This is a genomic window from Oscillospiraceae bacterium MB24-C1 (genome assembly GCA_030913685.1).
In the GTDB taxonomy this organism is placed as follows: domain Bacteria; phylum Bacillota; class Clostridia; order Oscillospirales; family Ruminococcaceae; genus Yanshouia.
The window spans coordinates 2,355,815-2,375,390 of the sequence record CP133187.1 but is presented as its reverse complement, the minus strand read 5'-3'; the positions used below and the strand labels follow the sequence as shown (position 1 = coordinate 2,375,390).

Below are 19,576 nucleotides of genomic sequence, written 5' to 3'. Positions count from 1 at the left end.
TTCCTCCAAAAAATCATCCGATTTATTGCTCCGGCGGCGTCCGATTTTCTCTGAACTCAGCAAAACCTCCTGTCGTAGTTCACTACAACAGGAGGTCTCTTTTTTTCATTATAATGTCGCTTCTTAACTCTATTGAGGTTTGCTCGACAAGGCATTGTCGACAGCTTTATAATCACCTTGCTGGAATTCGTCGCACCCACAACGGTATCGACATCAATTTTTTGTTTATCAATAATTTCTTTCAAAATGCTTTCGGCTGCCGCTCCGCGATCATGACGGTGCTCAAGAAGCTGAATATCGGTTATGCCGTGATCTTTGACCGTTACTTTAACCTTGGCATAAATAAACTGAACGTCGCATTCCCCTATATAAAAGCCGTCCGAAACATCCAAGGCATTTTGATTGTTATAGGTGATTTTCTCAACAGCGGTTTTATAATTTTTTACTGATACCAAATAGCTTGTTATAAATGCGCCGGATATAATAACAGCCAAAATAACAACGCCGAGAACAATTTTCACCCGTTTTTTCATATTGATAGCTGCTTATTAAATTCATAACAAAATTACCTAATTATAGAAAATGCACTGAAATTAGCTGAACGAACGGTTCAAATAATTCTAGCGCGTTTTTATTCGGCTGTCGATGGTGGACGGGAATAAAATTATAATTTAAAAAATGATTATCAAAGTGCTTTAAACAGTATTGACAAATTAAAAAAAATATGAGATTGTGCAAATAAAGCGCATTTAACTGTTTATAGGCTTAGTGCCAAATTTCAATATAAGATAGCGTGATAGAAGAAACAAGTGGAGCCTTTTAGTTACGAAACAACAGAGAAGGGAGACAAAAATGTTAACGATATCACAGAATATAATATTGAATGAAACTCTGCAGACTTTCCAAGTGGGCGCAGCGTCTATTCATGCAAGAGTAGTTGACAAGAAAGAAGATGGCAAAACAGCTATATACATCCATGGCGGCGGGTCGGGAGGAAACCATACAATGCTTTTAAGACCTGCCAAGTGGATGATCGAAAAGGGCTTGTTTTCAAAAATGATTTTACCTGACCGGAGAGGTGAGGGTTTGAGCAGCCCTCTTACAAATAAGCTTACGATTAAAGATCATGCTTTAGATATGAAAGGTTTGCTTGATGCATTAGGTATTAAAGAAAAAGTAACAGCCATTGGGCTATCTTATGGGGGACCAATAGCCCTTACGCTGGCTAGCATTGATCATCGTATCGATGAAGTAATATTGATGGCATCTTCGCCTTCTTTAGATGAGGCAAAGGGCTTTAGCGGTTTTCTATACAGCCACAACATGTTAGAGCCTGTTGTTAAAATCTTTTACAAGCTAAATTTAGGAAAGAAGGAACTAAGATATCCAAATTTCGAGAATGTTTATGATGTAGAAAGCGAAAAAGACCTAATCAAGCTTTTCACTGATGCAATTAAACAGACTGATAAAAAAATGTATGAAAGTCTTATATTCCAGAATGCATCAACACTTGATAAAAATAATAGCAGCATTACGAAGGATATATCGCTTGATATTCCAATTTACCAAGTGATTGGTGAACAGGATGAAATTTGGGAAACAGATATTTCTTCCTATAAAAAACGGTTTCCAAATCTTATTAGTACAAAGATATCCGGGGCAAATCATAAAGCCAGCCTCATTAGGGCGAGTGAGTTTTATGAGGCATTTTTAAAAATATACAGAATGGAAGATATAACTACTTAGCGACAAGGGGGCGAGGTTATTAGCACCAGTTTGGCGCTTTCATCCTTTAAAAATATTACGATAAGCTAGGTTGTCATTGTCTTTATTTCAATAGACAAAACAAAGAGGATATTGCAACTCAAAATCTAAGTTGATTGAGTTACAATATCCTCTTATACATTTTTCATAGTAGCCTGGCATCGTCAGTGGGTGCTTTTCGCCAATGCCGAAGGTGCGTATCGAAGAAGCTATTATGGTAAATATTTTGGATCAACCTCAGAGGCAGAGCCCTCATCCAGGAACAGAACACAGTTTTCATGTTCGCGTAGCTTTGTTGCCGGAACCATTACCGTAGTTGCCGGGGCCTCCAGCATTTTTTGAATCGCCTCTGCTTTGCGCTTACCTGGCACAACAGACAAAATGACACGGCTTTGCATGATCTGCCAGGGCGTCATTGTCACTGCCTGATTGGGCACTTCATCCAGGGTAGCAAACCAGCCTTCGCCCATCTGCTGACGCTTGCACCGCTCGTCCAGATTAACAATGATGTAAGCTTCACGATTTTCAAAATCTGCCGGAGGGTCATTGAAGGCGATGTGCCCATTTTCGCCAATACCGATCAACGCCACATCAATGGGCGCGCTGCGCAGTTCGTTGGTAAGCGCCGCAATATTGGCCTTAACATCTCCTTCCCCATTTACAAAGTGATATGCACCGGGGTGTACCTTGTCGACAAAGCGCTCTTGCAGATATTTACGAAAGCTTGCAGGATGCTGTACCGGAAGGTCCACATATTCATCTAGATGAAACATAGTGACCTTATCCCAGCGAACATTTTTTTTCACTAGCGCTTCCAGCATTTCAAACTGGGATGCGCCAGTAGAGAGCAGCAATCGTGCATGCCCTTGTTGCTCAATTGCACGGTTCAATTCCTGCGCAGTAATCTGCGCCGCACGCTCCCCCATTTGATTAGTATTGAGATCTACATAAATTTTCATTCTTTATCTCCTGAAGTTGTTGTTGGTTCAACCCAAATTGGACGAAAAACAAACATTTCCTATTTGTTTTTATCTGGCCAGTTTGCCACACACAGATAAATCAGCGCGATTGAACCTACATTTTCCACCCAATGTGTCGTGTTGCGGGGAACATAAACAACGTCACCCGTTTGCACAGGATATCTCACATCGTTTAAAAATACGTTACCTGTTCCCTGCGTAATAATATAGATCTCTTCCTCATCGTCATGAATCGCCATTTGTGTATGTTCTCTGCTTGCGATCTCCACGCGATTCACCGCAATGGTTTCACACTCTTGCGGAAAGAAGAGCAGCCCATCCTCATTTGCCGCAGCTTGCGCGGCATTTCTTACAAGTTGCATCGTCACTTCTCCTCAGGCCAAATGGCTGGCCGCTTCCGAATCCAAATAAAGGCGGGCACATTGCTTGCGCGTCAGCACGGATGCAGGGCACTGTGTTGTTACAGGGCCGGTCAGCATTTTAGCAATTGCTTCTGCCTTGTTCACCGTAGGAACCACACAAAGTATCATTTTTGCACGCAGCAACCCTGGAATGGTGACTGTAAGGGCAACTTTGGGTACTTCATCAATGGTTTTGAAGCAATTGTCATTTACCTGCTGCTGACGGCAGCGCTCGTCAAGATGTACAATGCGAACCAGATGCGGATCTTCAAAATCCGCTTCACCCGGATCGTTAAATGCCATATGCCCATTTTCGCCCACGCCAAGAATGCATATATCGATGGGGTTTTCCTTCAAAAGCTGTTCATACCGCAGCGCCTCTTCTTGCGGATCTACCGTTACGGGGTCTATATAGTACACGGCGCGGAAAGGACATCTGCTGAAAATTTTCTTTCGTAAAAAGTTTCCAAAGCCTTGGGGTGCATCCGCACTAAGACCGATATATTCATCCAAATGAAATGCGTTAACCCTTGTCCAATCAATGTCCGTATCCCGAATCAGCTCCTCCAAAACATCATTTTGAGAAGGTGCAGCCGCAAACATCACGTTTACTGTTTCCTTTTCCTGAAGAATCAGCTTCAACATGCAAGCAGCATCCTGTCCGGCAAACTGCCCCATCTCTTTTCGGCTTTCTGTAATAAAAACCTGCAGCTTGTCTACTGTCATATATCTCATAGCTTGTATCCTTTCAAATTGCCGCTTTAAATCAGCCAAAAATCAGGTTTGGCAGGAATAGCACAACGTTGGGGAAGAACACCAAAATCCCGAATACTATCAAAATCGAAATAATAAATGGAATCGACGCTTTAACATACTCTTCAATGGGGCATTGCAAGATGCCACACACAATATAGCAGGCCGTTCCAACCGGCGGTGTCATAACGCCCAAGGTTAATATGGTTGCCATCATTACGCCGAAGTGAACCGGATCAACGCCTGCAGCTTGTACGATCGGTAGGAAAATAGGGGTCAGTAGCAGAGTGTTGACATCACTGTCCAGAAAAAGTCCCATCACAAAGATCAATAGCATAATTAAAATTTGCAGCATTGCGGGATTGGTGGTAATTCCAAGAACTGCATTTGAAATTTTAACAGGTGCTTTTACATATGTAATCGCATAGGAGAAAATACCCGATAAGCAAACGATCAGCAAAATAACGCCAGTATCCATGCAGGCATTTCGCAAAGAAGTTTTAAAGCGCTCCCATGTAAGTTCTTTATATATAAACTTGCCTACGAACAATGCATACACCACAGCAAACGCACCCGCTTCAGAAGCTGTAAACACGCCCATACGAATGCCGACAAGCAAAATGATGGGGAAGAACAACGCCCACATCGATTCTTTTATGGTATGCATGACTTCCTCTTTGCTCGGTGCTTTCTGATTTTCTACTGGCGGCTCATAGCGGTGACGCTTTGCTGTGATTGCCACCGTGATCATCATCCCTATTGCCATTAGTGCGCCGGGAACAATGCCTGCCGCAAACAAACGGCCAATGGAAACGCTGCCAATATAGCCAAATAAAATCAACCCTAGGCTAGGCGGGATCGTGGCAGTGACCAAGGAAGAAAAGCACGTTGCAGCACAGGTATAACCCTTCGGGTAACCAGCGCGGATCATATCTTCACCAATGATGCGAGCCTCCATGGAGGCGTCTGCACAAGCAGAACCAGAAATGCCTCCCATCATGGTACTCATCAAAATGTTTACCTGGGCCAACCCACCGTACATTTTATGGGTTACCAACTTCGCCAGCCGCAGCAGATATTTGGTGATTCCCGTTTCATTCATCAGGTTACCTGCAAAAATAAAAAACGGAACCGCTAAAAAGCTATAGGATTGTGTTTGTGCTACTACGCGTTGCACCGCCACCGAAAAGGGAATAGCATCGGTTGTCAAAATAAACGACAGCCCGGACAATCCCACCACAAAAGCAATCGGCACGTTCAACGCCAAAAGAATAATAAATGTGAACAGTAAAATTACCATTTACTTCGCCCTCTCTTTTACCGCAGATGTACGCCCAGTCAACACATTGAATTGCTGCATCGTTTCCAGCGTGATGGTTGTTACCATTAGGATGGAACACACCGGCAAACTTGCCGTTGCCCAGGAATAGCTTAGGCCAAGCGCCTGGTAAGAGCGACTGATGTTATTAAAACAAAGAGCAAACCCATACTTTACAAATGCAGCCAGCGTTAGCAGCAGCAGCACGTTTGTAGCGATACGAATTGCAGCCTGCGTTTTTTCCGGAAGCCGCCGTGTCAAAATATCCACCCCCAGCACCCGCCCTTCGCGCAAGGCCATGTCCGCCCCTAGAAAGGCCAGCCACGCAAGAAACAGCTGAGAGATATCATTTGTCCACGAGATTGGGTGCTTGATGCAACGGGCAATGGCGGTCAGAAATGCTAACGCGACGATGATGCACAGAAGCATACCGCAGATACTCTCTTCTGCTTTACAAATTGTCTGATATATTTTCTTCATAGGCTATTCTCCTTCATGTTAGTTCTGATTGCCCGCGCAGCCGTGTGCTGTCGGCATTAGCCGGCAGCATACGGCGCTTTTTCAATCAGCTCAGGCCGATTTCTGCATATATCTCATCGCGCAGTGTATCGTAGCCAAGCTGGGTGTAAACAGGCTGAACAGCCTCTTTAAACGGAGTTGTATCTATTTCGTTGATTGTCATGCCTTTTTCTTTCATTTCCTTTTCAAACTCAGCTTCCTGCTCAACACAGATTTTCTGATAATCGGTGCCCACCTTGGTAAAGGTATCTACCAGAAGCTGCTGGTTCTCGGCAGATAAAGAGTTAAAATAGGTCGTTCCCATAGCCGGGGTACCCAACAGAATGAAATGTCCGGTTTTATTAATGTAGCTTTGAATCTCGTAAAGGCGCATTGCATAAGTAGAGGTATTCTGGTTTTCGCATCCGTCAATTGCCTTCTGTTCGATGCCAGAGTAAATTTCCGACTGCGACATCGCGGTGCCCACAGCGCCCATTGCATTTACAGACTGGATGCACAGATCACTGCCCATGGTACGAATCTTCAGGCCATTCAGATCCGCAGGAACGTTTACTTCCGTGTTACACACAAAATGCCGGGTGCCGCCATACCAGTTGGATGTCAGGACCTTTACGCCAAATTCTTCAAATCCAGCTTCCCACTCTTTTACCTTATCTGTTGAGGTAACGGGGTTGATGTAGGTATAGTCCGGCATGAAGTAAGGCATCTGGAGAATACCGTATTCCGGAATATAGTCTGCCAGACGGCCGGGATCGGTAATGGTCAGCACTGCAGCGCCTTCAATGGCTTGCTCCAGCAAATCGTCGGTATCGCCCATGGAAGAGTTGGGGTAAACTTCAATTGCAAAGTTGCCGTTGGTGGCCGCCTCGATCTGGGTTTCGCATTCAAACAAAGCTTGTGTTTCCACATCGGCTTCGGGCTGGGTGTTGGCAAACGACATAGAGGCTTTCTCTGCCGATTCCCCAGCGGCGTTTTGCGAGGATGCTGATGCAGCGGACGATGGAGTAGACGATGCCCCGGATGTGCCACAAGCAACAAGCGACAGCACCATTACAGCTGCCAAAACTAAGGTAAGCGTTCTTTTCATTTTTCATACTCCTTCTACATTTTTATTTTTATATAACGGCACTTAGCCGAAATACACAATAAAGCCATAACAGAAAAGGTTTTCTATTTATAAAAACGATATGCCCATATTTCTAGGAAAGTAATTACTTTCCTAGAAATAGAGTCGCCGCATTTAATATTTCCCTTGCAGAAGCAAGATAGGTGGTGTGCGTTGCCTGCCCATTGACTACCACCGCACACCGTCGCTCCGAAAGAGGAACCAACGCAACGGTGTCTACCGTTCCATCTCGCATGGTAAAAACCAAGGTGACAAAACTTTTTGCAGTTAACTCCTGCCCATAAGGCAATTCTTCGGCAATGGGGATATTGGTTAACTGGCCGTATAGCTTGACAACCTCTTGTTGTGATAGCAGTCGGTTGCCACAAGTACCTTGCAGCGCTGTTCCCTGTCCTGTAAAATCAACACTGTATCGTTTATCAGAAGACACAATCGTCACGTTTTCGGTTTCTGCTGCTGTTCTAGCATAAAGAGATGTACCAAGTAGATCTGTAGCGCGCACGTCCAAAAACGCAAAATCTGCTTTCTCCACCTTGACGACGGTAGTATCATTTTCTGCCGCGCAGTAATAGTGCAGTTCATCTGCGTGGGAAAAAACCAACCGCGAAGTCTGGCCCCCGTAGGACACCTCCATATGATAAAGCGGCTGGTCCAGCCCATAATAAGACAACGGTTTGCTGTCACTTACAAATCGAATTGGCTCGACTTTTGTCAGCGGAGTCAGAAGTGTTTGCACTGCGGTTTGCCAATCCAGCGTTGCTTGAAATGGCTTTTCCACCGTAAAATGAAGCGTTTCGTCTGTGGTATCGCACTGAACCACCACTTCGTCGCCTGCTCGTTGAATTTTTATGTAGGAGAAATCTGTAAATTGATTGGCTGCAACCCCCGCAAACAGTTGCAAATTGCGAAAATCATTCACGGTATAACGCATCATATCCGCAATCTGGTCACTGACAAGGTAAAGCGTATCGCTGTCTTCACGCCGTAGATACCATCCGTCCTCCAGCGGACTTTGGTTGCCCAGATACAATCGAATGCGGCTGCCATCTGCTCGAAGCAGAACTGCATAGGTGTCAGGGGTTTCAAGCCCAAACTCTTTCCAGTGATCTGGTACGCCTATCACACGCTCTGCGCTAAGATGTGCCAGTTGGTAGACAAAAACCTTTAGGGCGCTGGCTGACAAAGGCACATCGGCTACATCCAGAATCGAAACTCCCTGGGGCTCGACGACCAGGCCAAAGCCACCAGATTGATTTTTTATCGCAATAGCGGAAAGTTCCGCCACGCTTATATCCGTTACCGCGCTGCTTTCATGCTGTGCAACTTCTGTCGGAGGAATAAAGCACAGCACAACGCTGCCAACGATCAAGATAACAATTGCTGCTACGGCCCAGCGGGCCAGCCTTTGCTCTGCCGTGTTCATAAGTGCCTCCTGCGCAAATAAACATAAGCGCCAAAAATTAGCACTGCCATAGGCAGAATTCCTTGGAGAATCAGCGCAAACAAATGCGCCTCACCCGCCAAAATGGGGAGATATTCTGTATCAAGCGCTTTATCTGGGATATCCAGCAATGGCTCTTCTTCCAGACACCAAGATGCGCTTCGAACTAGAAAGTTATTATTTGCTAGACTACTGCTTTGTAACAAATCGTCCCCGTAAATATTTTTGCTGCCGGAAACAAACAGGCGTGCAGACTTGCTGTTTGATTGTGTGCTTACCTCTCGCTGCGATGTCATTGCTAAAACAAATGGGCCATACGCTTCCGGCACTTTTGAATCTTCACTTTCGACATGCGTTTGCGCATAAGATTTACTGGACGAAATCAATACCTGCTGCGTTGTCACGCCGCCTCGCTTTTCGTACAACGGTAGCAATGCGCGGCTGGACGGGCTGATCACATAGTAGCGGTTGTCAGCAAAAAACTGATTGATGGGGTGGTTGGCATAAGTAGCAGCCACATTCAAGCGACTTGCGGAGACATACAACTGAGGTTCCAACACGGTTTGGTCGCTTACGCCGATTCCCCAGTCTGCCAGCAGGTCGAACAGGTTTGGGAAGGCCGTACTGCCCGGCTCAAGAAAAACCATTACACTTCCGCCCTGCTCCAGATATTGCTCCACCGCAGCTGTATCCTCTTTGGAAAAATCACGGGTGGGCGCGGCGATCACCAACGTATCTGCTTGCGGATCTACACCCAGTACCGAGAGCATCGTATAAGACAGCTCATAATTGTTGCGTGTAAAGACATTTAACAGCGCCTGCGACGGCTGTTCGTTATGGCCATCGGTAAACTGCACCAGCGGTTTTCGTTGGGCTGTCACCCCAGCAATAGCCGAGGTCAGCATCTGTTCCGCCACAAGACCTTGCACTTTTTCACCAGATGAATCCATTTTATAAAGGTCCATTAAAGTCATATAACGATCAAGCTCGCCACTTTCCACCATGATGGAGTTCAACTCCACATCATATCCCTTTTCCCGATATCCCTGTACCAGCGCAGGCTGAAGATAAGGATCGCAGTAACGTACCGACAGTTTGCTGCTTAAACGGTCATAACGGCGCAACAACTCGCGCGGCAGCGTAAGAAATTCCGTTTCGGTGTTAAATACGGTAATCACAACCGGGGCGGATAAATTTTCTACAAGATTGTGGGTGGTATCCGTAAGCGTATAAAGGCGGTTTTCTGTTAAGTCCAGTTTTAGACCAAAGCGGTCTGTCAGGATATAGGCACATACACTGGTAGCGATAAACAAAAGAATCAACAGTACGGTCAGCGCATTATATCCTTTGTTTTTTAGCTTTATACTTCCGCTCATTTCTCCCTCCATCAATGCTCACGCTTGAGCCGCAGGACTGTCAACGCTAAAAACAGAAGGCAGACGCCCACACAGTAAACAAACGTAGACAAGCTAAAGATCCCTGACGACAACTCTGCATAGTGCTGCCGATAAGAGAGATAACGAACACTCCCCAGCAAAATTGGGTTGGAAAGATAGGATTGCAAAAAGTCTAGTAGCCATAGTCCCAGCAGGATGCTATAGGTTAAAATTGCCGCCACCAGCTGATTTTCTGTTAACGAGGATAAAAACATTCCAATGGCAAGGAACGCCGCGCCGGACAACCACAAACCAACAAGGTTTCCAATTGCCACCAATGGTTGAAAGCAACCATACGCCGCCAAAATTGCGATATCCAGAACAATTACAAGGCTAGCGCACAAAAAAAAACACCAGCAAGCCAAGAACTTCCCTAGCACCACATCGAATAACGACACCGGCGCAGTAAACAACATTTGATCGGTACCCATTTTCTTTTCTTCGGCAAGCAACCGCATGGTCAACGCCGGACACAGGAACATCGACATCATCAAAACCGAGGTGAACAAGGTGCTAATGTCCCCATTTTGTGAATACAAATTCCCAATTACGAAGTAATATCCGGTAAGGGCAAAAAAAGCAGCCAGAAATATTGCCCCCATCATGGAGCTTGCATATTGTCGAAATTCTTTTTCAAAAACTGCACCCATAGGGTTCACTTCCTTTTATGTACAACCGTGCACGTGATTTTATTTTTGGTACCGATGATCTTTCGTTAGCGAGAGAAAAACTTCCTCCAAACTAGGCTGAATCGGCTCAAATGCAGTCAACTCACTGTTTGTATATTGCACAATCAAATAGAAGCTTTCAAAAACCTTTGCCCCATCTGCCGTAAACAGTACTTCTTGTACGCCGTCTGACGTACAGCGCTGAATTTCACAAGATTTTGCCCAGCCGGAAGCATCCAGTAGCGCCTTTATGTTTTCTAAATTGCCTGTGACGCGTGCCCTGTATCGGGGGCATTTTTTGTGATTTTGAAGCAGCATAGCTGCTGTATCGTCAGCCACCACCCTGCCGTTGCTCAAAATGACCAGCCGGTCGCATACTGCAGCGATTTCCGACAGGATATGGCTGCTGAGGAGGATGGTATGATCGCGGCGAAGCGAAAGGATTACTTCGCGAACTTCAAGAATCTGCTGCGGGTCTAGCCCTGCTGTCGGTTCGTCTAAAATAAGCACCGGCGGATTACCAATCAATGCCTGCGCAAGACCGATACGCTGGCGATAACCCTTGGACAAATTGCGAATTAACCGCCCGCGTGCCCCCTCAACATCTGCAAGGCGGCTTGCTCGTTGAATCTCCGCTGCTCGATCCGCCCGTTTAATTTTGCGCAATGCACAGGCAAATCCTAACTGCTCTTCCACTGTCATGTCAAAATAAAGCGGCGGATTCTCCGGCATAAACCCAATTTTGCTACGCGCCACAAGTGGGCTCTGTGCAACATCGGTTTTTTCAACCATCACCCGCCCCGAGGTAGGCGTTAGGTAGCCGGTAACGATATTCATCGTGGTGGACTTGCCGGAACCGTTATGGCCGATCAGCCCCACAACCTCGCCCGATTTTGCCGCAAACGTTACATCTGCTATGGCGCTGTTGCCCCCGTAATTTTTTGTAATGTGTTCTACTGAAAGCATACTCGCCACATTTCCACCTTTTCTTAACGCAGATCCCGAACACTTCCCCTTGCGACCAAAGTCGCTTCAATGATCCGTTCCGGATTTTCCTGTTCTTTTCCTTTAATCAGTGCAAACAGCATCTTTGCTGCTTCCTGCCCGGTTTTGGATACGTTCTCATCCACCGAGGATATCGGCATATATGGAAGTTGTGAATAGGGCGAATTGTCGATTCCAACCAAGCTTACATCGTCTGGAACCCTTACGCCACAAGTAATCAGCTTTTGTAAAGCGCCCAGCGCCACCATATCGTTATTGCAAAAGATTGCGGTTGGCATTGTGCTTTGCTGCAGCAGGCGCTGCCCAAGCTCCATACCGTAGGCAATATGCTGCTGAAAGCTCGGCCCCTGCGCGTCTGGCTCCAGTGTTGCAAACAGCGCTTGTGTACGGCAGACCTGTTTCATTTTTTCTCCTGCCTCCTGATACCCGCTATACAGTAATTTACGGCTGGGGCGATCAAGCGGGGCCGAAAGAAACGCAATGTCCCGATGCCCCATTTGAACCAGATAGTCCATAATCATAAAAGGAATATGAAAATGATCTGCCAGCACCCGGGGACAATCGACATTTTGCACTGCCTGTTCTGCTGCTACGATACGCAGCTTTTTGCTTACCGCATATGCAATGTTATCCCCCGTCCAGTCCAGGGTTACCAGTACAATGCCAGCTACTTGTTTTTTCCGTAGAAGCTCAATATTTTTTCGCTCCATCTCCACACTGTCGAAAGAGGTGCAAAGAATCACTTGATATCCGTATGCCGCTGCAACCTTTTGTACACCGGTTGCCAAAATAGCATATGTGTAATTTGAAATATTGGGAACGATCAGGCCGATATCATAATTTTTTTTTGTTTTAAGCATTCTGCCAGCCGGGTTCGGAGAATAGTCTAGCTCTTTACTGGCCTGCAAAACCTTTTGGCGTGCCTGTTCGCTGACCGGATAATCCGTATTGTTCAATACACGAGATACCGTTGTTGGGGATAGGCCACAACGCCGAGCAACATCAAAAACTGTTATATGCGACATGTTTTCTCTCCAAAAGCAAAAAATTAAAGGACAATACCGCACAGAAATACGAAGTGCAGTGACAAGTTCGCAAATCTTCCGTTCGGGGCCAAGGTTTGTTCGGGTACCGAAAAGCTTATACTGAAGTCTACGGTAACAGACCTAAAATATGGTATTTACCTTGAAAGATGTACCTGGCTGACAAACGAGAATCGGCTTGCCCCAAGACAAATTTTTTGGCGAACTCTCGGCATTTTCTATGCCCTGATTTTAAAAGCTAAATTTTGCAATGTTTTCTTTGTTTAAAGACGCCAGAAAACCTTTTCTATATATTGGTAACATTTTTATTATAATAAAGTTAATTTTTTTAATCAATAGGCATTTTAACACATAAATTTATGAATTTAGGTTTAAATAGCACAAGTTTCAGAAGAAAAGACCATGCGGTGAAGGCTGGCGAAATGAATAAAATGAGCAAAATACGAAGTTGTAAAACATGCAAAAAAGGACACTGCCGATCGGCAGTGTCCTTTTTTTAGTCTATATTATCTGGGGCTTTTGATGGCGGCCTGTAGGAGTGCGACCCTAATAGAGCTATCTGGATTTTATTGTATTATGGCACACTTTTTACTTCATTATGGCACATTATAATTAGGTTGTGTGCAAGTTTATTTGATAGTATAATATTACCAAGGACTAATTAAACAATGAAAGGTTGAAACAAATATGAAAAAAATAATAGCCGGGATAGGCTTTAAGATTACAGGCGTTTTGATGTTGCTGTTTTCATCTTTAATAGCAAGTATAGGTTTAGAAAATACAACAGAATGGAATACACGATTAGGTAAATATTGGCAAACAGTGTCTAATTTAGGCTTGTTCCCGATGTTGGTCATTGGTGCTATTTTGCTGATGACAGGTATTATTTTATCTTTGTGGGGTGTTTTTTCCAAAGCGGATAACTAAGATTATGAGCATAACACCAAAATGCAAAATATAATTATCATAATAAAAAAAGACATTGCAACTCTTATTTGAGATGCAATGTCTTTTCGTATATTAAACTACTTAGAGAATTTTATTGCAGCTTGCGCTGCTGCCAGACGTGCAATCGGCACGCGGTAGGGCGAGCAGGAGACATAGTCGAGGCCGACCTTGTGGCAGAACTCAACCGAGGACGGGTCACCGCCGTGCTCGCCGCAGATGCCCAGCTTGATGTCGGGGCGGGTCTCACGGCCAAGCTTGACAGCCATCTCAACGAGCTTGCCTACGCCGGTCTGATCCAGACGGGCAAAGGGATCCTGCTCATAGATCTTCTTGTCGTAGTAAGCGCCGAGGAACGCAGCGGCGTCGTCACGCGAGAAGCCGAAGGTCATCTGGGTCAGGTCGTTGGTGCCAAACGAGAAGAACTGCGCGTCCTTGGCAATTTCGTCTGCAGTCAGCGCAGCACGCGGAATCTCGATCATGGTGCCAACGAGGTATTTAAGATCCACGCCGCTCTTGGCGATGATCTCATCAGCAGTCTTGACGACAACCGACTTAACATACTGCAGCTCCTTGATTTCGCCAACCAACGGAATCATGATTTCGGGCACCATCTCCCAGTCGGGATGCGCCTTCTTGACGTTGATGGCAGCCTCGATGACAGCGGTGGTCTGCATCTCGGCAATCTCGGGATAAGAAACCGCCAGACGGCAGCCGCGGTGGCCCATCATGGGGTTAAATTCATGCAAAGACTCAACGGTGGTCTTGAGCTCCTCAAAGGTCAGGCCCATGTCGGCGGCAAGCGTCTTGATGTCCTCATCTTCGTGGGGGAGGAACTCATGCAGGGGCGGATCGAGGAAGCGAATGGTAACAGGGCGTCCAGCCATCGCCTCATAGATGCCCTCAAAGTCGCTGCGCTGCATCGGCAGAAGCTTCTTGAGCGCGGCGCGGCGCTGTGCCTCGTTCTTGGATACGATCATCTCGCGCATAGCGGGGATGCGGTCAGCCTCGAAGAACATGTGCTCGGTTCTGGTTAAGCCAATGCCCTGAGCGCCAAACTTGACAGCCTGCGCAGCGTCAAACGGAGTGTCGGCATTGGTGCGAACCTTGAGACTGCGGTAGCTGTCAGCCCAAGCCATCAGGCGGCCGAAGTTACCGGAGATAGAAGCCTCAACCGTCTTGATGGCTTCGCCATAGATGTTGCCGGTCGAACCGTCGAGCGAGATAAAGTCGCCCTCGTGGAAGGTCTTGCCGCCAAGGGTGAAGACCTTGGCATTTTCGTCAATCTTAATGTCGCCGCAGCCTGCAACACAGCAGGTGCCCATGCCGCGCGCAACAACAGCGGCGTGGGAGGTCATGCCGCCGCGCACGGTCAGGATGCCCTGTGCAACGTGCATACCGGCGATATCCTCAGGAGAGGTCTCAAGGCGAACCAGAATGACCTTCTTGCCGGATTCCGCCCACTCAACAGCGGCCTCAGCGGTGAAGACGACCTGTCCGCAGGCGGCACCGGGCGAAGCGGGCAGCGCACTACCGATCGGCTTGGCGGCCTTGAGGGCGGTGGTGTCAAACTGGGGATGCAGCACGGCGTCAAGCTGCTTGGGGTCGATCATCATAACGGCTTCCTTCTCGGAGATCATGCCCTCGTCGACAAGGTCGCAAGCAATTTGAAGCGCAGCGGCGGCGGTGCGCTTGCCATTTCTGGTCTGAAGCATATAAAGCTTCTTATCTTCAATGGTGAACTCCATGTCCTGCATATCGCGATAATGCTTTTCAAGGCGGTCACAGATTTCGACAAACTGGTCATATGCCTGGGGCATGATTTCCTTGAGATGCTCAATGGACTGGGGGGTACGGACGCCTGCAACAACGTCTTCGCCCTGCGCATTCATCAAGAACTCACCGAACAGCTTCTTCTCGCCGGTGGCGGGGTTACGGGTGAATGCAACGCCGGTGCCGGAGGTGTCGCCGGTGTTGCCGAACACCATCATCTGTACGTTGACAGCGGTGCCCCAGGAGGAAGGAATGTCGTTCATACGGCGGTAGTAAATAGCGCGGGGGTTATCCCAGGAACGGAAAACCGCCATGATGGCGCCCATGAGCTGTTCTTTGGGGTCGGAGGGGAAATCAACGCCCTTCTTGGCCTTGTACTCAGCCTTGAACAGGCCAGCCAGTTCCTTGAGGTCGTCGGCGGTAAGATCGGTGTCCTGTGTGACGCCCTTCTTCTCCTTCATCTCGTCGATGAGCTTTTCAAAATAAGCCTTACCGACCTCCATAACAACGTCGGAATACATCTGGATGAAACGGCGGTAGGAGTCATAAGCAAAGCGGGGGTTGTTGGTCTTTTTGGCGAATGCCTCAACAACCTCGTCGTTCAAGCCAAGGTTCAGGATGGTATCCATCATGCCAGGCATCGACGCACGCGCGCCCGAACGAACCGAGACAAGCAGCGGATTTTCGAGATCGCCGAACTTTTTGCCGGAAATCTTCTCAAGAGCGGCGAGGCTCTCAAAAATCTGAGCCTTGATATCATCGTTGATTTTCTGGCCGTCGGTGTAATACTGGGTGCAGGCTTCGGTGCTGATGGTGAAGCCCTGCGGAACCGGCATGCCGAGGGTGGTCATCTCGGCAAGGTTAGCACCTTTGCCGCCAAGCAGCTCGCGCATTTTTCCGTTGCCTTCTGAGAACAGGTAGACAAATTTTTTACTCATGTAGTTTCCCTCCATACATATTTGACAATTGCTTTCCACGTGGAAAAAGCATATAAAATTGAAACAACCGCAATGAAAGGCGCACAATGCCATTATGGCTTGATTTATACCGATATTATACCAAATTAAAGCAATTATTTCTACATAACGAGCAAGATATTTCGCATTCTGACAGGCAATATGCAGGATTAACATCAAAAACTATTACTATTACATAAAATATCAAACAATTCAGCTGTGCTTTAGTGATAAAATGCAGTAAAGGGTTGTGCAACAACGTAAAAATCAATATTGAATGTTAAAATTACATCGAATTTCGGCGTTCAAACCACTACATCGTTGTCGTTAATCTGAACCGGTCAAGGGTTTGCTATAAAGGCCGGATAGGTGCTAGTCTGCACTGGGGTAAGCCCCATCCCAAACAATGGCGCGATAGCACTCGGGGTCTGTGTCTCCCTCGGTGGAAATCAACAGCACCTGCGACGTTGCATCGATGCCCAGCGCGTTTTTCAAGTCGATATAGTCGTCACAGCGGCAGATAAGGTCGACAAGCCCCGTGCCCACCGCACCGCTTTCGCCCGAAATAATGCGAGGGTCACCTGCGACGGGGGCGGAGAGCCGGCGCATGCCCGCAGCCGACACGCTGTCATCGCAGGAGCAAAACGCCGCAGCGTGGTTTTTCAGAATATCCCAGGCGATGGGGCTAGCCTCACCGCAGCAGAGCCCGGCCATAATCGAATTAAGTGCACCGCCCACCGCCTCTGCTTCGCCATCTCCCGCAACAGCCGAGCGATAGAAGCAGTCGGCGGCGCGGCATTCCATGACCACAACCTTCGGTGTGTTTTCCGGGAATCGGTTGACGAGGTAGCCCTGTACTGCCGCCGCCAGCGAACCGACACCAGCTTGCACAAACACGTGTGTCGGCACAATGCCCTCCTGTGTCATTTGATCAACCGCCTCGGCAATAAGCGTCCCATAGCCCTGCATGATATGTGTCGGAATTTCCTCATAACCGTCCCAAGCGGTGTCCTGCACCACCACACTGGCGGGAATTTGTGCCGACAGCATCGCGGCCTTGCGTACGCAATCATCATAATTGAGCTTTTCTATCGTGACATCTGCGCCGAGCTTTTTGATGTTCTCATAACGGCTTTTAACGGTGCCTTCAGGCATGAGCACGACGGCTTTTTGCCCAAGGCGGTCAGCCGACCAAGCCACCCCACGCCCGTGGTTGCCGTCTGTGGCAGTAAAAAAGGTGCAGGGCGCAAAGGTGTCTTTAAATTCCGGGGACGTCAGAAATGCGTAATCCACCTGGCTGATATCGCGCCCGAGCTGCGCGGCGACAAATTTGCCGATGGCAAAAGAGCCCCCCAGAACTTTAAAAGCATTTAAACCAAAGCGGTAAGATTCATCCTTGACATAAAGCCCGCCCAGCCCCAGCTCTTTGGCAAAACCCTCAAGCTGCCGCAGCGGGGTGACAGAATATTCGGGGAAGCTGCGGTGAAAGGCCAACGCACTTTCTACCGATTGTATGTCCATCAACGAGAGATAACGGTCGTCGGTTTTAGGTAGGGTGTTTTTTCTCCACAACACTTTACTCATTACGTTTCCTCCAAGTTTTATTGTTTATTGATAAACCTCGGGACATTCCTTTTTGATCACCTCGCGCAGCTTCAACCAGTCCTCAAACGCCATCGGCTTCTGGTTGGGGTTGCGCAGCAGAGCGGCCGGGTGAAACGTCCCCATCATCAGCACACCGTTTTTGTCAAAAAACTCACCGTGCTGTTTTGTGACCTTGAAATCGGCGGAAATCAACCTCTGGGCCGAGATGCGCCCCACGCAGACGATGATGCGCGGGCGAAGCAAACGCACCTGTTCGCGTAAAAAAGGCAAGCAGGCTTCCATCTCGTCGGACTGTGGGTCGCGGTTTTGGGGTGGGCGGCACTTGACCATGTTGGCGATAAAGACGTTCGTCTCTCTGGAAAGCCCCACGGCGTCCAACATTTTATCCAGCAGAATGCCGCCCCTGCCGACAAACGGTTCACCTTTTTCATCTTCGTTCTGGCCGGGCCCCTCACCGATGAGCATGACCCGTGCGTGCGCAGGCCCAACGCCGAAAACGACGTTGTTCCGCTGCTCACACAGGCGGCAGCCCTTGCAATTTTTCAGTGTCTCCCTAAGCTCCGCTAAACTGTTTGCCATATCTATTCCCTCCGTAAAGGCCTGTTCCCCACCGAATAATTGCCATTCAGCGAATATCTGGCCTGATGCTATTGTTGCACTTCAAAGGAGAAATGCTCCTGTGGCGGCCCGCTCAGACCAGCCGAAATTTAACATCAGTATAGCATGCTGCAAACAGTTTGTCATCCAGCAAACATCCGGTTTTGTACGGACAGATTTTTATAAATAGACCACCAACAAATGTAATTTTTGCCTGCGCCAATCACAACTCTACGGAGCGTTTATTGTTTTTTCTGCCGCCGGGCATTACGATATTTTTGCGGGGTGAAAATGATGAAAGATAGCACAGCGGGTATTATCATTCGCCAAGCACGTTTGGCGCGCGGCATGACACAAAAACAGCTTGCCGAAAAAATGGGCCTCAGCGACAAAGCTGTTTCAAAATGGGAGCGCGGCACCGGCCTGCCCGACGTTTCGCTGCTTTTAATGCTGGCGGAAATTTTAGATATGGACGTACGGGCGTTGCTGATGTGCTACCGAAGAAGTGACCGTTTTCAAAAATAGTCAGAAAGAAGGTTTTAGTAATGGATGCACACGCTAAAAAAGCGCTTAAAACGCAGTATAAAAATAGAACAGTGATCGGCGGTGTATTTTGTATCCGATGCGAGGCTGCCGATGCCGCGTGGATTCGGTCGACGACCGACATGCAGGGTTCTAAAAATCGTTTTTCTTTTTCATGCTCAACTAATTCCTGCCCTGAAACTTGCATGGCTCAGGCGTGGAAGCAGCACGGCGCGTCGGCTTTTTCTTTTGAGGTGCTTGAAGAGATCAAAAAGAAAGAGGCGCAAACCGACCGGGAGTTTTCCGGCGACGTTGCCGTTTTGTTAGAGCTGTGGTCCGAAAGACGCAACGCACAAACAAATGGAGGAGTCTAAATGCAACAAAACACAGATATCAAGAGGTTTCTTGATGCTTCGGGCCGAATTATACAGTTGCCAAAGCGAGCTGTTCCTCGAGCGGCCGTGCTGAGCTATCTGGCGGAAAAATTTGAAGCGGGCAGCACCTATACCGAAAAATCGGTCAATGCCATCTGCACGCAGTGGCACACCTTTAACGATTATTTTATCCTCCGGCGTGAGCTTATCGACAGCGGTCTGCTTTGCCGAAAGCCGGATGGTTCGAGCTACTGGAAGCCGGGAGAAATTAGAATTGCTTTAAACGCAGAGCGGTAATTCGCTCTGCGTTTTTATACGACGAGTTTCTATCGGGAGCAATCTTTTATCCA

At 47.6% G+C, this 19,576-nt stretch carries 20 protein-coding genes; 5 read left to right on the top strand and 15 right to left on the bottom strand.

Annotated elements, in window-relative coordinates; translation table 11 throughout:
- Positions 1 to 56 precede the first annotated feature (56 nt).
- Complete coding sequence (locus tag RBH76_11310; GenBank protein WMJ83309.1) at positions 57 to 533, bottom strand: FMN-binding protein; 477 nt, start codon at positions 531 to 533, stop codon at positions 57 to 59.
- A gap of 319 nt (positions 534 to 852) precedes the next feature.
- Here RBH76_11310 and RBH76_11305 point away from each other — a divergent pair, with 319 nt between their 5' ends.
- A complete protein-coding gene (locus tag RBH76_11305; GenBank protein WMJ83308.1) occupies positions 853 to 1,746 on the top strand; it encodes an alpha/beta hydrolase in 894 nt (297 codons plus the stop codon).
- Between the two features lie 230 nt (positions 1,747 to 1,976).
- Here the strand turns inward: RBH76_11305 and RBH76_11300 are convergent, their stop codons facing one another.
- From RBH76_11300 to RBH76_11250, 11 genes are all read right to left on the bottom strand, one after another.
- Positions 1,977 to 2,723: a glucosamine-6-phosphate deaminase gene (locus tag RBH76_11300; protein ID WMJ83307.1), complete on the bottom strand. Its 747-nt coding sequence runs from the start codon at positions 2,721 to 2,723 to the stop codon at positions 1,977 to 1,979.
- 59 nt (positions 2,724 to 2,782) lie between these two features.
- The gene (locus tag RBH76_11295; protein ID WMJ83306.1) at positions 2,783 to 3,106 is read right to left on the bottom strand and encodes a cupin domain-containing protein; all 324 of its coding nucleotides are present in this window, start codon (positions 3,104 to 3,106) and stop codon (positions 2,783 to 2,785) included.
- A 12-nt stretch (positions 3,107 to 3,118) separates the two neighbouring features.
- Positions 3,119 to 3,880: a glucosamine-6-phosphate deaminase gene (locus RBH76_11290; protein ID WMJ83305.1), complete on the bottom strand. Its 762-nt coding sequence runs from the start codon at positions 3,878 to 3,880 to the stop codon at positions 3,119 to 3,121.
- A gap of 31 nt (positions 3,881 to 3,911) precedes the next feature.
- Positions 3,912 to 5,198 (bottom strand): TRAP transporter large permease, encoded by a 1,287-nt coding sequence (locus RBH76_11285; protein WMJ83304.1) that lies wholly within the window; start codon positions 5,196 to 5,198, stop codon positions 3,912 to 3,914.
- Complete coding sequence (locus RBH76_11280) at positions 5,199 to 5,696, bottom strand: TRAP transporter small permease (protein ID WMJ83303.1); 498 nt, start codon at positions 5,694 to 5,696, stop codon at positions 5,199 to 5,201.
- 85 nt (positions 5,697 to 5,781) lie between these two features.
- A complete protein-coding gene (locus tag RBH76_11275; protein ID WMJ83302.1) occupies positions 5,782 to 6,822 on the bottom strand; it encodes a C4-dicarboxylate TRAP transporter substrate-binding protein in 1,041 nt (346 codons plus the stop codon).
- Between the two features lie 124 nt (positions 6,823 to 6,946).
- The gene (locus RBH76_11270; GenBank protein ID WMJ83301.1) at positions 6,947 to 8,284 is read right to left on the bottom strand and encodes a DUF4340 domain-containing protein; all 1,338 of its coding nucleotides are present in this window, start codon (positions 8,282 to 8,284) and stop codon (positions 6,947 to 6,949) included.
- Positions 8,281 to 9,678 (bottom strand): GldG family protein, encoded by a 1,398-nt coding sequence (locus RBH76_11265; GenBank protein WMJ83300.1) that lies wholly within the window; start codon positions 9,676 to 9,678, stop codon positions 8,281 to 8,283. The genes RBH76_11270 and RBH76_11265 overlap by 4 nt, the downstream gene beginning before the upstream one ends.
- Before the next feature lie 11 nt (positions 9,679 to 9,689).
- The gene (locus RBH76_11260) at positions 9,690 to 10,388 is read right to left on the bottom strand and encodes an ABC transporter permease subunit (protein WMJ83299.1); all 699 of its coding nucleotides are present in this window, start codon (positions 10,386 to 10,388) and stop codon (positions 9,690 to 9,692) included.
- Between the two features lie 39 nt (positions 10,389 to 10,427).
- Entirely contained in the window at positions 10,428 to 11,372 is a 945-nt protein-coding gene (locus RBH76_11255; GenBank protein WMJ85228.1) for an ABC transporter ATP-binding protein, read from the bottom strand.
- 23 nt (positions 11,373 to 11,395) lie between these two features.
- Entirely contained in the window at positions 11,396 to 12,436 is a 1,041-nt protein-coding gene (locus RBH76_11250; GenBank protein WMJ83298.1) for a LacI family DNA-binding transcriptional regulator, read from the bottom strand.
- 705 nt (positions 12,437 to 13,141) lie between these two features.
- Here RBH76_11250 and RBH76_11245 point away from each other — a divergent pair.
- The gene (locus RBH76_11245; GenBank protein WMJ83297.1) at positions 13,142 to 13,381 is read left to right on the top strand and encodes a hypothetical protein; all 240 of its coding nucleotides are present in this window, start codon (positions 13,142 to 13,144) and stop codon (positions 13,379 to 13,381) included.
- Positions 13,382 to 13,479: 98 nt separating this feature from the next.
- Here RBH76_11245 and ppdK read toward each other — a convergent pair whose 3' ends face one another.
- The 3 genes from ppdK to RBH76_11230 form a co-directional block, all read right to left on the bottom strand.
- Positions 13,480 to 16,110, bottom strand: coding sequence for a pyruvate, phosphate dikinase (gene ppdK, locus RBH76_11240; protein ID WMJ83296.1), 2,631 nt, complete (start codon positions 16,108 to 16,110; stop codon positions 13,480 to 13,482).
- A 390-nt stretch (positions 16,111 to 16,500) separates the two neighbouring features.
- A complete protein-coding gene (dpaL, locus tag RBH76_11235) occupies positions 16,501 to 17,712 on the bottom strand; it encodes a diaminopropionate ammonia-lyase (GenBank protein ID WMJ83295.1) in 1,212 nt (403 codons plus the stop codon).
- A 24-nt stretch (positions 17,713 to 17,736) separates the two neighbouring features.
- Positions 17,737 to 18,312, bottom strand: coding sequence for a uracil-DNA glycosylase (locus tag RBH76_11230; protein WMJ83294.1), 576 nt, complete (start codon positions 18,310 to 18,312; stop codon positions 17,737 to 17,739).
- Positions 18,313 to 18,624: 312 nt separating this feature from the next.
- Here RBH76_11230 and RBH76_11225 point away from each other — a divergent pair, with 312 nt between their 5' ends.
- Genes RBH76_11225 through RBH76_11215 form a run of 3 tightly spaced genes read left to right on the top strand, consistent with a single transcriptional unit; the run spans position 18,625 to position 19,523 of the window.
- Positions 18,625 to 18,855 carry a helix-turn-helix transcriptional regulator gene (locus RBH76_11225; GenBank protein ID WMJ83293.1) on the top strand — a complete coding sequence of 77 codons (231 nt, stop codon included), beginning with the start codon at positions 18,625 to 18,627 and terminating at the stop codon, positions 18,853 to 18,855.
- Positions 18,856 to 18,875: 20 nt separating this feature from the next.
- Entirely contained in the window at positions 18,876 to 19,226 is a 351-nt protein-coding gene (locus RBH76_11220) for a GIY-YIG nuclease family protein (protein WMJ83292.1), read from the top strand.
- On the top strand, positions 19,227 to 19,523 hold the full coding sequence (locus RBH76_11215) for a DUF2087 domain-containing protein (GenBank protein WMJ83291.1): 297 nt from the start codon (positions 19,227 to 19,229) through the stop codon (positions 19,521 to 19,523).
- Positions 19,524 to 19,576: the final 53 nt, after the last annotated feature.

Excerpts from the sequence above, each read along its gene's own strand:
- RBH76_11250 (WMJ83298.1), bottom strand. The coding sequence starts at position 12,436 with ATGTCGCATATAACAGTTTTTGATGTTGCTCGGCGTTGTGGCCTATCC.
- RBH76_11290 (WMJ83305.1), bottom strand. The coding sequence starts at position 3,880 with ATGAGATATATGACAGTAGACAAGCTGCAGGTTTTTATTACAGAAAGC.
- RBH76_11285 (WMJ83304.1), bottom strand. The coding sequence starts at position 5,198 with ATGGTAATTTTACTGTTCACATTTATTATTCTTTTGGCGTTGAACGTG.
- dpaL (WMJ83295.1), bottom strand. The coding sequence starts at position 17,712 with ATGAGTAAAGTGTTGTGGAGAAAAAACACCCTACCTAAAACCGACGAC.
- RBH76_11300 (WMJ83307.1), bottom strand. The coding sequence starts at position 2,723 with ATGAAAATTTATGTAGATCTCAATACTAATCAAATGGGGGAGCGTGCG.
- RBH76_11265 (WMJ83300.1), bottom strand. The coding sequence starts at position 9,678 with ATGAGCGGAAGTATAAAGCTAAAAAACAAAGGATATAATGCGCTGACC.
- RBH76_11275 (WMJ83302.1), bottom strand. The coding sequence starts at position 6,822 with ATGAAAAGAACGCTTACCTTAGTTTTGGCAGCTGTAATGGTGCTGTCG.
- RBH76_11260 (WMJ83299.1), bottom strand. The coding sequence starts at position 10,388 with ATGGGTGCAGTTTTTGAAAAAGAATTTCGACAATATGCAAGCTCCATG.
- RBH76_11270 (WMJ83301.1), bottom strand. The coding sequence starts at position 8,284 with ATGAACACGGCAGAGCAAAGGCTGGCCCGCTGGGCCGTAGCAGCAATT.
- RBH76_11255 (WMJ85228.1), bottom strand. The coding sequence starts at position 11,372 with ATGCTTTCAGTAGAACACATTACAAAAAATTACGGGGGCAACAGCGCC.
- RBH76_11305 (WMJ83308.1), top strand. The coding sequence starts at position 853 with ATGTTAACGATATCACAGAATATAATATTGAATGAAACTCTGCAGACT.
- RBH76_11225 (WMJ83293.1), top strand. The coding sequence starts at position 18,625 with ATGAAAGATAGCACAGCGGGTATTATCATTCGCCAAGCACGTTTGGCG.
- RBH76_11310 (WMJ83309.1), bottom strand. The coding sequence starts at position 533 with ATGAAAAAACGGGTGAAAATTGTTCTCGGCGTTGTTATTTTGGCTGTT.
- RBH76_11280 (WMJ83303.1), bottom strand. The coding sequence starts at position 5,696 with ATGAAGAAAATATATCAGACAATTTGTAAAGCAGAAGAGAGTATCTGC.
- RBH76_11215 (WMJ83291.1), top strand. The coding sequence starts at position 19,227 with ATGCAACAAAACACAGATATCAAGAGGTTTCTTGATGCTTCGGGCCGA.
- RBH76_11245 (WMJ83297.1), top strand. The coding sequence starts at position 13,142 with ATGAAAAAAATAATAGCCGGGATAGGCTTTAAGATTACAGGCGTTTTG.
- RBH76_11220 (WMJ83292.1), top strand. The coding sequence starts at position 18,876 with ATGGATGCACACGCTAAAAAAGCGCTTAAAACGCAGTATAAAAATAGA.
- ppdK (WMJ83296.1), bottom strand. The coding sequence starts at position 16,110 with ATGAGTAAAAAATTTGTCTACCTGTTCTCAGAAGGCAACGGAAAAATG.
- RBH76_11295 (WMJ83306.1), bottom strand. The coding sequence starts at position 3,106 with ATGCAACTTGTAAGAAATGCCGCGCAAGCTGCGGCAAATGAGGATGGG.
- RBH76_11230 (WMJ83294.1), bottom strand. The coding sequence starts at position 18,312 with ATGGCAAACAGTTTAGCGGAGCTTAGGGAGACACTGAAAAATTGCAAG.